Here is a 10895-nt window from a genome sequence, read left to right as displayed (position 1 = left end):
GTGCTGGGCGCCCCACTTCGAGGTGTACGCGGGATCGACTGCGACCACGGTCACGCCGAGTTCGGCGGCCATGGACACGAGCCGGGCACGCAGCTTGGCCACGGGCATGCCGGAGATCAGCTTGCGGAACTTCTTGCGGCGGCCGTGCTTCTCTCGGGTCTTCTCCGCCGTGAAGTCCAGGTCCTCGATCGCGATGCTCAGGCTGTGCCGGACAACCCAGTGCAGGAGTCGGATGAGGGCTTGCCTGACCTGTGCGTCACGATGATCCGCGGGGCCGTCGAGCTGGTAGTGGAAGCGGCGGGGCTCACCGATCGGGTTGCCGTGCTCGTCCAGCCGCCAGGCGGCGAGATGATCGGCGTTGGTGTCCACCCCGACCATGCCGCCGGCACGTGCAGCGTCCAGTGAAACGGTCTTGACCGGGGCAATCGTCCACGACGCCGTCACGTACCAGCGGCCCCGCTCCACGTTCTCGTGGATGCGGTAGGCCACAGCCCGGTTCGCGGTGATGCGATCGCGCCAGGCATCGCCTCGGTGCGGGAACCGCACCGTGCCCGTGAGAACGTACCGGCCATGCCGGGCGTTGGCCAGGTGCGCCAGCGGTGCCGGGAGCTTGATGCTCACTTCGCCGTCCGGGGTGAGGCGGATCGTCTCATTCCCGAATCGCTTCCCGGACTCCCCCTCTGCCTGAAGAAACCGCCGCTCGGCCTCCCATTCCTGACGCCAGGAGGTCTCGGTGAGCTGGGCCGCCTCAAGGTTGTGCCGGTGGCGTGCCAGCTGCTTCCCTCCCCGCACCACGTGCACGACTCCTGACTCACGGTCCGCGCGTGCGGCCTCCAGCCGGTCTTCCAGCAGGTGGAGGCGACGGGCCTTGGCGAACCACTCCTGCGCGCTGCGGTATCCGCCCGGTGCCCGTCCGCTTCCCCTCTCACCGACCGGCAGTGACAGGCCGTGCGCGACCGTGCGCACCCCTGCCTCGAGGTTCTGGATATGCGCGAGCTGAGCCCGGCGGGACAGAGCCCACTGATCGTGCGTGGCCTTCGTGATCGAACCGGCCCACCTCGACGACGACTCCCCGGTCAGAGCGCGCTTGCGCTCCGCCCAGGCGTCGGTGTCGTGGTCCAGCCCAGCCTGGCATCGGGCCTTGAGATCCCGCCCGGCCAGCGTGCCCAGATGACTGCCGACGAGCCGCAAGACCTTCTCATCCTCGGGTGTGAGGTGCTTGAGCCGGTCACGGATCGCCACCCCGGACGGCCCGAGCACCACGAACGGCGCCTCAATGGCCCGCAACTTGGAGTCAGCCACGTTCAGCGGCAGCCAACGCAGCCCTGGCCCGGTTCTTCGCCGACCGGCGCCCATACAGGCGGGCACAGAACGACGTCAGCACCTCCACCATGTCCCGCACCAGGTCATCTTCGACCTCGCCGTCATCCAGCACGACGAGACGGCGGCCGTGTGCGGACAGGGCAGCCTCGACGAGTTCAACGTTCACGCGGCCGAGCCGGTCTTTGTGCTCCACGACCACGCAGGTCACGCCCGGATCGGCCAACAGGCGACGGACCTTGCTGCGACTGCCGTTCATACCCGAGCCGATCTCGGACTCGACCCGAACGACCCTGCCGCCCGCCTTGGCCGCCCACCCGGACAACCGGGCCAGCTGCCGCTCCAGATCGCCCTTCTGATCGTGCGAGGAGACGCGAACATACAAGCCCAGACCGCCCACCGCTCCCGCAGCGGCGCTGGTCTCCATGTTCACCAGGATCGTGCGCGGCCCGACCCGCTGAGCCGGTACCGGCAACGTCCCCTCACGGAACCAGCGATACGCGGTCTGCGGATGCACACCCTGCATCTTCGCCCACTCCGTCAGATTCACACTCCGACAACGACAATCACTCACACATGGTTACGCTCACTTACTCGACCTCAAAGGCCAACGGGTGAAAACCCCTCACGACGGCACCTGCGCCGGGATCCCACCCACCGGTGCGGGCTGGAAGCACGGATGCGGGGCGAGGTCACGCGCTGGACTCCGTTGGCCGGTCACCTGTTTCCGTCACGCAGGACAGCGTCGACGACGCGATCGACGAAGAGGGTGAGCTCGCTCTGGTCGTGCCGTCCGAAGGTCGAAGTCCACAGCGCGAACCGGCCGAAGAGCGCGGACCAGAGCAGTAGAGCGGCTGATTCCGCGCCGTCCGGCCAGCGCAGTCCCTCGCCCTCGCAGGCGTGCACGGCGTCCACCCACTGCTGCCAGAGAACACGAGCAGGGTGCTCCTGACCGGGCTCACCGAAGCTCGATGCATCGTGGCCGAACATCATGCGGATGACTCCGCGCTCGGCGACGGCGAAGGCACAGAAGGCGTTCGCCTGGGCGCGGAGGCGTTCGCTGGCATCGGCTCCGTGATCCGCCGCCCGGGTGTCGGCCTCGCGCATCGCTGCGACCACCCGCTGGTATCCGTCCTCGGCAACCGCGTGGGCGAGTTGGTCCTTGTCCGCGAAGTGCAGATACATGCTCTGGGCCGCGATGCCGACTTCCCGCGCGACCTCCCGAAGGGACACCGGGAGGGCGTTGTCGGTGATTTTCTCGTCGAGAAGACGGGCGACGGCGGCCAGGATTTCCGCGCGGAGCCGATCGCCCTGGCCGCGGGGGTTACGTCTGCGGGCGGTGTCGGTGCTGGTTGCGGTGTCCTGGTTCATGCCTCTCATTCTGCGGGAGCCGACGCCTTGCGGGGATACACCATCGTGGCCGTGGCCCCGCAAGGCACCGCGGTTACGCCTCCTCGAGCGCGCGGGCGGCGGTGGTCATGGCCTGGCCGGCGGCGGGAAGCCCTATGTACGGAGCGGTCTGGAGCACGGCCTCAAGGATCTCCTCGGAGGTCAGACCGTTGGCGAGAGCACCGAGGACGTGATTGCGCACCTCCCACTGATGGCCCAGGGCCATGAGCACACCCAGCGTGACCAGACTACGACTGCGCCGGTCCAGGCCCGGACGAGACCAGACCTCGCCGAAGCACTGCTCCAGTGCGAGCCGGGCCATGTCCGCTCCGGGGCCCGTCCCCTCGGCGGGGGCGACCATGTTCTTCTGCAGGAAGGTCTCGCCGAACATCTCCCGTACGACCTGCTCGCCGGCAGCGCGGCGCTCACCGGGTTCACTGCCGGTCATCGTTCTCCTTTCCCTGGGCATCACGCATGCGAGGCAGCATCCCCAGCACCGTGGTCGTGGTGGTGCCCGCGTCGACAGGGAGCACCGTGCCCGTGATCCAGCGCGATTCCACGCCCGCGAGGAAGAGAACGGCCCAGGCCAGATCCCAGGCTGTGCCCTCCAGACCGAGAAGGTTGGCCGCGCTGCGCATCCGCCGTCCCTCCGCGCCGCCGTGTTCCCCGACAGGGGTGTGCAGGTGGCCCGGGACGAGGCAGTTGACGCGGATGTGGTCCGGCCCCCAGCTGTAGGCGAGGTCGGTGGTCAGCGACTGCAGTGCGCCCTTGCTGGGTCCGTACGCACCACTGCCGAAACCACGCAGCGCCGCGATGGAGGAGATGTTGACGACGGATCCGCCACCACCTCGCACAAGGTGGGGGTGAGCGGCGCGGGCCACCTGCATGGCGGCCGTGACGTTCAGGGCGAAGACCCGGTCCCAGCCCGCGCGGCTGGTATCCATGACGTCGCCTTCCCCGCTGATGCCGGCGTTGTTGACCACGGCGTCCAGGCGCCCGGCGCGGGCGGCGAACTCGTCGACCGCCGCGCCCGCCGCCGCCTCGTCGGTGATGTCCGCGGTGAGCGCGATCGCCCGTCCGCCGGCGCCCTCGATGCGTTCGCGTGTGTGTTCGGCGCGCTCCGCGCTGATGTCGAGTATGCCCACGGTGGCTCCCTGGGCCGCCAGCAGCAGCGCGGTGGCCGCCCCGGTGCCCAGGAAGTCACCCGTGCTGCCGGCGCCGGTCACCAGCGCCGCCTTTCCTGTCATACGGGTGCCACGCCCGTCGGCATGTCCGCCGACGGCGAATGTCCGCTCGTCCTGCATGCCGCTCACCACTCGACGGGCAGGGACGTCAGGCCGTACACGATGCTGTTCTTCTTGAACGGCAGTTCGTCCTCGGGCACGGCGAGACGCAGGTCGGGGATGCGCTCGAAGAGGCGCGGCCAGGCGACCTGCATCTCGATCCGTGCCAGGTTCTGCCCCAGGCACTGGTGGGAACCGAAGCCGAAGGCCACATGGTGGCGAGCGCTGCGGCCGATGTCGAGCTGGTCCGCCGGGCACTCTCCCTCGCCCGCGCCGAAGGCACGTCCGTCCCGGTTGCCGGCGATCAGCGAGACGATGACCCCCTCGCCCTTGCGTACGAGCTGCCCGCCGATCTCCACGTCCTCGGTCGCCACCCGCCGCGGATCGGTCGAGACGATGCTCCAGTAACGCAGCATCTCCTCGGCTGTGCTGGGAGCGAGCTCGGGGTGTTCCCGCAGGCGGTCGCGCTGGTCCGGGTTGAGCAGGAGGGCCACGGTGCCCAGGCCGAGCATGTTCGCGGTGGTTTCGTGCCCTGCGCCGACCAGGAGCCCGACCAGGGCGGGGATCATCTCCGGCGCGAAACCGCCCGGCCCCTCGTGATCGGACAGCAAGCGGCTGATCATGTCGTCCGCGGGCTCCCGGCGCTTGCGCTCGACGAGAGCCGTGTAGTACTCGAACGCCTCGCTCTGCGTCCGCGCGCGCTCTTCGTGACTGATGTCCAGGTCGGTGCCGGCGTTCGCGTGCCGCTGGAAGACGTCGTGGTCCTCGTACGGAACCCCGAGGATGGTGCAGATGGCGAGCGAGGGCATCGGCAGGGCGAAGTCCTGGATGAGGTCGACCGGGCCACCCTTGGCGAGCATCGCGTCGATCAACTCGTCCGTCATCTGCAGCAGTTGGTCGCGCATCGCCTGAGTGCGCTTGACACTGAACTCCTTGGTGAGCATCTGCCGCAGCCGGGCGTGTTCGGGGTCGTCCAGGCGCAGGAACAGCCCGCCTTCGTGCTCGGGCTGGTTGGAGTGCACCAGGGGGAAGTCGGGGTTGCGTACGTCGGCGCTGAAGGACGGACTGGACAGTACGGCGCGAATGTCCGCGTGCCGGGTCGCCAGCCAGTGCCGGGTGCCGTTCCAGATGGTGACCTGGTGCAGTCCGCCGGCCTCCCGGAACTCGGTGTACTGCGGCGGCTCGCTGAAGGGACAGCTGCGCGGAGCCGGAAAGAACGGTGCCTCGTCGGCTGCGGGGAGTTCTGCTGCGGTCGTCGTCATGTCGTCTTTCTCGATCAAAGATCTGATGCTGCGATGGCGGGAACTGCGCACGCGGGGGTGGCGGGCCAGGGCGCGCGGTCCAGTACGGCCTGGCGCCAGGTGCGCAAGGACCGTGCCATGCCGTTGCCCAGCACGCCGTCGACCTGGTGAGGGCGTCCCTCGACGTCACGGTGGCCGTAGACCCCGACGAACCGTCCTTCTTCCAGGGAGCCCTCGACGACCGTGAAGGCCATCTGTCGCCCCGTGGAGCCGTAGGACTGGAGTTTCAGGTCGTACTGGTCGGACCAGAAGTAGGGCAACGCGGGGGCGGCCGGTTCGCCGCCCAGGATGGCCGCGCCGACCGCACGTCCCTGTTCTGTGGCGGCCAGCCGGTGCTCGTTGCGTATGTGGCGGTCCGTGGCGGGGCCCAGCCAGGCGGCCACGTCGCCGACAGCCCAGATCCTCTCCGCGGCCCGGCCCCGCGCATCGCACAGCACACCCTCGACGCCGTCCCGCTCCTTGTTCCCGAGCGGCACGCCGGATCCGGCGAGCCAGCCCACCGCCGGACGGGCGCCGACCGCGACGAGGACGGTGGACGCCTCGACCACGGAGCCGTCGTCGAGCACGACGCCCGTGGCCCGGTTGTTCTCGGCGAGCACCCCGACGACTCCCCGGCCGCACCGCAGGTCGACGCCGGCGGCGTGGTGACGGGACTCGAGCATGCCCGCCACTTCCTCTCCCAGCACATTGACCATGGGGAGGGGAAGCGGGTCGACCATCGTCACAGGAACGTTCATCCCCCGGGCCACCGCCGCGGCTTCCGCACCGACGAATCCGGCACCCACGACGACCAGCCGTCCGCCGTGCCCGAGGGCTTGGCGCAGGCGGAGGGCGTCCGGCAGGTTCCACAACACCTGGACACCGTGCAAGCCGGCACCGAGGGAAGGAGGATGCACTGCCGCAGCGCCGGTGGCGATCACCAAGGCGTCGTACGCGAGTTCTCCACCGTCGGCGAGACTCACCGTCGAGGCATCGGCGTCCACCCGTACGGCAGCGGTGCCGGGCAGGTGGGTGATGCCCAGAGCGTCCCACTGCTCCTGCGGGCGCAGCAGGAGCCGCTCGACCTCCCACTCCCCGGCCAGCAACTGCTTCGACAACGGCGGCCGGTCGTACGGCAGGCCGGGCTGCCCGTCGACCATGACCACGTCGCCCGTGAAGCCGCGGCGGCGAACCTCCTCGGCGACTCCCAGCCCCGCGGCCGAACCACCGACCACGACAAGCCGGTGAAGTCCCGTCGCGGCCGACACGTTCAGCCCTCCTCGATAGTGATCGCCGCGGCCGGGCACACCTGAGCCGCCTCCCGCACGGCGAGGTGCAGATCCGCCGGAGGCTCCGCGTCCAGCAGGACCACGATGCCGTCCTCGTCACGCTGGTCGAACACGTCCGGGGCCACCAACACACACTGGCCCGCTCCGCAGCACTTGGGTTCGTCAACAGTGATTTTCATGCCACTTGCCCTTCCGACAGCCAAGCCGGCGAGTCGGCGCGAGACCGCCGACCTTTCATCCGACACCTTACGAGTGTCACCTTACAGATGTAAGTCTTCGAGTGCGGAAGGAGCATGTGGATTGCCCGAACGAAAGTGCCGGAGAACTGCGCACACTTCGTCGCCTCGGCGTCCACCGTCCGGCTTCCGGGCACGCCAAAACCGATCGACAACAACCTCAGGCGGTCCGCGCGGGTGTTCTGCGAGGTCAAAGGGCCATCACGGCGCATTGATGGGGGGTTGATCCGCTCCGAGTCTCACCACGCACTGCGACCGGGTGCGCCATGGTGCCACTCCGTCCTGACCAACGGCGGAGACGAAGTGTGCGGGCACCACCGCTCCCCCGCCTCCCCGACCACCTCGAATTCATCGTCCTCGCGAAGTGCGGGCGTGAGCCGCGTCGCATCGGAACGGGTGAGACTTGCTATGCAACGAGTTGCATAGCACGATCGTCGTCATGGCGCTCGAACACGCGATCCTGGTGTCGCTCCTGGAGAAGCCGGGGTCCGGCTATGAGCTGGCCCGGCGCTTCGAACGGTCCATCGGCTACTTCTGGACCGCGACCCACCAGCAGATCTATCGCGTGCTGAAGCGCATGGAGAACGACGGCTGGGTCGAAGCCCGGGACGTCCCGCAGCAGGGACGGCCGGACAAGAAGGAGTATTCCGTCGCCGACCTCGGCCGGGCCGCGCTGTCCTCGTGGTTGCACGATCCGATCGAGCCGGAGAGCGTCCGCCACGACCTGGCGGTGAAGATCCGGGGTGCCGCCTTCGACGACCCGGCCGCCCTCATCCGCGAGGTGGAGCGGCACCGGCAGGCGCACCGGGACCGGCTGGCGCACTATCTGGCAGGTGAGGAGCGGGACTTCACGAGTCCCGAAGCGGTCGCGGCGGCTCCGCAAGCACCGCTGGACGCGGAGCGGGAGCTCCAGCACGTCGTGCTGCGCGGCGGCATCGCCTACGAGCGGATGATGATCGGCTGGCTGGACGACGTGCTCGCCACGCTGGCCCGATTCGGTCCGGGCCACTGACCGCGCCGCCGCACGGGCCGCCCCTGCTGCTCCTCGCCGGCCGCCCCACCTCTCGATTCCCATCCGCCGACCAGCCGAAAGGGGTCCTCACCATGGCTGACCACCTGCTCTTCAACCCGCGCACCTACGACCCCGAGCACTTCGACCCCGAAACACGCCGCCTGCTGCGTGCCACCGTCGACTGGTTCGAGCAGCGCGGGAAGCGGCAGCTGATCGAGGACTACCGGACCCGCGCATGGCTCGGTGACTTCCTCGCCTTCGCCGCGAAGGAAGGCCTGTTCGCCACGTTCCTGACGCCGGTGTCCAGTGCTGGGGAGGGGGAGCCGGACAAGCGGTGGGACACCGCCCGTATCGCCGCGCTCAACGAGATCCTCGGCTTCTACGGCCTGGACTACTGGTACGCCTGGCAGGTCACCATCCTCGGCCTCGGCCCGGTCTGGCAGAGCGACAACGCCGCCGCCCGCGCCCGCGCCGCCGAACTCCTCGCCCAGGGAGAGGTGTTCGCGTTCGGCCTGTCCGAGAAGGCCCACGGCGCCGACATCTACTCCACCGACATGCTGCTCGAGCCGGACGGCGACGGCGGTTTCCGCGCCACCGGCTCCAAGTACTACATAGGCAACGGCAACGCCGCCGGACTCGTCTCCGTCTTCGGTCGCCGTACCGACGTCGAAGGCGCCGACGGCTATGTGTTCTTCGCCGCCGACAGCCGTCATCCGGCCTACCACCTGGTCAAGAACGTCGTCGACTCGTCCAAGTTCGTCAGCGAGTTCCGCCTGGAGGACTATCCCGTCGCGGCCGAGGACATCCTGCACACCGGCCGCGCCGCCTTCGACGCCGCCCTCAACACGGTCAACGTCGGCAAGTTCAACCTGTGCACCGCCTCGATCGGCATCTGCGAACACGCGATGTACGAGGCCGTCACCCACGCCCACAACCGCGTCCTCTACGGCCGCCCCGTCACCGCGTTCCCGCACGTGCGGCGTGAGTTGACCGACGCGTACGTCAGGCTCGTCGGCATGAAGCTGTTCAGCGACCGCGCCGTCGACTACTTCCGCTCCGCCGGCCCGGACGACCGTCGCTATCTGCTCTTCAACCCGATGACGAAGATGAAGGTGACCACGGAAGGCGAGAAGGTCATCGACCTGATGTGGGACGTCATCGCCGCCAAGGGCTTCGAGAAGGACAACTACTTCAGCCAGGCGGCCGTGGAGATCCGCGGTCTGCCGAAGCTGGAGGGCACGGTCCACGTCAACCTTGCGCTGATCTTGAAGTTCATGCGCAACCACCTCCTCGACCCGGCCGAGTACCGGAGTGTGCCGACCCGTCTCGACGCGGCCGACGACGACTTCCTGTTCCGGCAGGGACCGGCCCGCGGCCTGGGCTCGGTGCGCTTCCACGACTGGCGCCCGGCCTTCGAGGCGTACGCGCATCTGCCCAACGTCGCTCGCTTGCGCGAGCAGGCCGACGCGCTCTGCGAGTTCGTCGCCACAGCCGCCCCCGACGCGGAGCAGAGCCGCGATCTCGACCTCGTCCTCGCGATCGGCCAGCTCTTCGCGCTCGTCGTGCACGGGCAGCTCGTCCTGGAGCAGGCCGGCCTGACCGGACTCGACGAGGACGTCCTCGACGAACTCTTCGCCGTCCTCGTACGGGACTTCTCCGGGCACGCCGTCGAACTGCACGGCAAGGACTCGGCGACCGAGCAGCAGCAGGAGTGGGCGCTGGCCTCGGTCCGGCGGCCGGTCGTCGACGAGGCGCGCACGGAGCGTGTCTGGCAGCGGGTCGAGGCGTTGTCCGGCACGTACGAGATGGCCCCGTAGGCGCGCCGCATCCATCACCGGTGGCCGGGCCGCGGCCCGGCCACCGGTCGGCCAGGGTTCGGCTTCGCGCCAGCGGGACCTGGCAAGGGCTACGCGCGGCGGCCTCAGCGACGCCATCGCCCCACGCGTCCGTCAGAGAGGTGGCCGGCGACTGAGAACTCGTCCCGTCGGGCGGGAGTTGGTAACCGGGTTTGCGGATCGACCACCGGACTGCAGGCTTGGCTTCATACCAGCAACTCACAAGGCTGCCCGGCAGCCTGGGGGCATCGTCCACGCATCGCTGCCAAAAGCGGAGCGGCGGCCCGTCGCACATCGTTACCCTCTGACTTCCCCGAGGAGGGGGGAAGCGAACGCCACGGCGAGCTGGTCGTGGAGCGGCGCTGCGCAGGGGTGGGGGTCGCGGTGCGGTGTGATCGTGTAGATGCCGCGGGTCGGGGGATCGACGAGGCTCACCGTGGTGACGTCGGTCCGCAGCGCGCACGTCAGCACCCCGGGTATCAGCGCGATGGCGTGACCGGTGGCGACCAGGGCCAGTTTGCCGTGCAGATCAGCCGCGCCGAGGTCGATACGGACGCTGACTCCGGCGCGGGCGGCGTGCTGACGCAGGAGCGCGGCCGAGCCGTCGTTGTCCTCGACCCACGTCTCGTCGGCCAGCGCCTGAATGGGTACCGGGCCGCTCCCGGCCCGCGGATGGCCGACGGGCAGGACGACGACCATGCCGTCCAGTCCGAGGAACCGTCGTTCGACCCGCGGGTCCTGGGGCAGCCCGGGTGGTGCATCGGTGACGACGGCGATGTCGAGATCGCCGTCGATCACGCGCTGGTGCAACGGTGCGCTCAGGCCGGGTACCAGGCTCCACGGGATGGATCCGGCCTCCTTCAGCAGGCCCCTGAGGGCCTCGGGGACGATCCCGGAGGCAAGTGAAGGGGCGGCGCCGACGGCAAGCGGCCGGCGAAACGTCCCGTCGTGAACCTCTCGTGCGGCGCGGACAGCACGGTCGGCCTCGTTGAGGGTGGCTACGGCGTGGTGCCGGAACGCCTCGCCGGCAGGCGTCGGACGCACACCTCGGGGATGGCGCTCCAGGAGTGATACGCCGAGTTGCCGCTCCAGCCCCGCGATCTGCCGGGAGACGGCCGATTGCGTGTGGTTGAGCTCGGCGGCCGCCGCCGACAGCGACCCGAGGCGGCACACGGTCACGAAGGCCTGCCACACAGTCAGTTCCATCGCGTCAGTATGGCGGGCGGTATGCGCATCTCGCAGGGCTGACCT

General features: G+C 69.3%; 11 protein-coding genes. 2 read left to right on the top strand and 9 right to left on the bottom strand.

The window, feature by feature from the left end:
• The 8 genes from ABZ016_RS38725 to ABZ016_RS38690 all read right to left on the bottom strand — a co-directional run.
• On the bottom strand, nt 1–1302 hold a 1302-nt coding region (locus ABZ016_RS38725; protein WP_356921450.1), incomplete at its 3' end, for an IS200/IS605 family accessory protein TnpB-related protein.
• Nucleotides 1295–1870 carry an IS607 family transposase gene (locus ABZ016_RS38720; protein ID WP_356921449.1) on the bottom strand — a complete coding sequence of 192 codons (576 nt, stop codon included), beginning with the start codon at nt 1868–1870 and terminating at the stop codon, nt 1295–1297. The genes ABZ016_RS38720 and ABZ016_RS38725, both read right to left, overlap by 8 nt.
• A 167-nt stretch (nt 1871–2037) precedes the next feature.
• Nucleotides 2038–2691 (bottom strand): TetR/AcrR family transcriptional regulator, encoded by a 654-nt coding sequence (locus tag ABZ016_RS38715; RefSeq protein WP_356921448.1) that lies wholly within the window; start codon nt 2689–2691, stop codon nt 2038–2040.
• Nucleotides 2692–2764: 73 nt separating this feature from the next.
• Nucleotides 2765–3157 carry a carboxymuconolactone decarboxylase family protein gene (locus ABZ016_RS38710; RefSeq protein WP_356921447.1) on the bottom strand — a complete coding sequence of 131 codons (393 nt, stop codon included), beginning with the start codon at nt 3155–3157 and terminating at the stop codon, nt 2765–2767.
• Nucleotides 3144–4013 carry an SDR family oxidoreductase gene (locus tag ABZ016_RS38705; protein WP_356921446.1) on the bottom strand — a complete coding sequence of 290 codons (870 nt, stop codon included), beginning with the start codon at nt 4011–4013 and terminating at the stop codon, nt 3144–3146. Before ABZ016_RS38705 ends, ABZ016_RS38710 begins: the two co-directional genes overlap by 14 nt.
• A gap of 5 nt (nt 4014–4018) precedes the next feature.
• Complete coding sequence (locus ABZ016_RS38700) at nt 4019–5254, bottom strand: cytochrome P450 (RefSeq protein WP_356921445.1); 1236 nt, start codon at nt 5252–5254, stop codon at nt 4019–4021.
• Nucleotides 5255–5268: 14 nt separating this feature from the next.
• Complete coding sequence (locus ABZ016_RS38695; RefSeq protein ID WP_356921444.1) at nt 5269–6540, bottom strand: FAD/NAD(P)-binding oxidoreductase; 1272 nt, start codon at nt 6538–6540, stop codon at nt 5269–5271.
• A 2-nt stretch (nt 6541–6542) separates the two neighbouring features.
• Nucleotides 6543–6740: a ferredoxin gene (locus ABZ016_RS38690; RefSeq protein WP_356921443.1), complete on the bottom strand. Its 198-nt coding sequence runs from the start codon at nt 6738–6740 to the stop codon at nt 6543–6545.
• A 496-nt stretch (nt 6741–7236) separates the two neighbouring features.
• On the opposite strand from ABZ016_RS38690, the gene ABZ016_RS38685 reads away from it, so the two are divergent.
• Both ABZ016_RS38685 and ABZ016_RS38680 read left to right on the top strand, forming a co-directional pair.
• Nucleotides 7237–7809 (top strand): PadR family transcriptional regulator, encoded by a 573-nt coding sequence (locus tag ABZ016_RS38685; RefSeq protein ID WP_356921442.1) that lies wholly within the window; start codon nt 7237–7239, stop codon nt 7807–7809.
• A 92-nt stretch (nt 7810–7901) separates the two neighbouring features.
• Nucleotides 7902–9626: an acyl-CoA dehydrogenase family protein gene (locus ABZ016_RS38680; RefSeq protein WP_356921441.1), complete on the top strand. Its 1725-nt coding sequence runs from the start codon at nt 7902–7904 to the stop codon at nt 9624–9626.
• A gap of 315 nt (nt 9627–9941) precedes the next feature.
• Here ABZ016_RS38680 and ABZ016_RS38675 read toward each other — a convergent pair whose 3' ends face one another.
• Nucleotides 9942–10850, bottom strand: coding sequence for a LysR family transcriptional regulator (locus tag ABZ016_RS38675; RefSeq protein WP_356921440.1), 909 nt, complete (start codon nt 10848–10850; stop codon nt 9942–9944).
• Between the last annotated feature and the right edge of the window lie 45 nt (nt 10851–10895).

It is taken from the genome of Streptomyces sp. NPDC006372, assembly GCF_040612515.1.
Classification (GTDB): Bacteria; Actinomycetota; Actinomycetes; order Streptomycetales; family Streptomycetaceae; genus Streptomyces.
This window is presented reverse-complemented; position numbering and strand designations above follow the sequence as displayed.

Bases quoted from the DNA above. Each gene is read 5' to 3' on its own strand.
- ABZ016_RS38675 (WP_356921440.1), bottom strand. From the start codon at position 10,850: ATGGAACTGACTGTGTGGCAGGCCTTCGTGACCGTGTGCCGCCTCGGG.
- ABZ016_RS38690 (WP_356921443.1), bottom strand. From the start codon at position 6,740: ATGAAAATCACTGTTGACGAACCCAAGTGCTGCGGAGCGGGCCAGTGT.
- ABZ016_RS38685 (WP_356921442.1), top strand. From the start codon at position 7,237: ATGGCGCTCGAACACGCGATCCTGGTGTCGCTCCTGGAGAAGCCGGGG.
- ABZ016_RS38700 (WP_356921445.1), bottom strand. From the start codon at position 5,254: ATGACGACGACCGCAGCAGAACTCCCCGCAGCCGACGAGGCACCGTTC.
- ABZ016_RS38680 (WP_356921441.1), top strand. From the start codon at position 7,902: ATGGCTGACCACCTGCTCTTCAACCCGCGCACCTACGACCCCGAGCAC.
- ABZ016_RS38705 (WP_356921446.1), bottom strand. From the start codon at position 4,013: ATGCAGGACGAGCGGACATTCGCCGTCGGCGGACATGCCGACGGGCGT.
- ABZ016_RS38715 (WP_356921448.1), bottom strand. From the start codon at position 2,691: ATGAACCAGGACACCGCAACCAGCACCGACACCGCCCGCAGACGTAAC.
- ABZ016_RS38710 (WP_356921447.1), bottom strand. From the start codon at position 3,157: ATGACCGGCAGTGAACCCGGTGAGCGCCGCGCTGCCGGCGAGCAGGTC.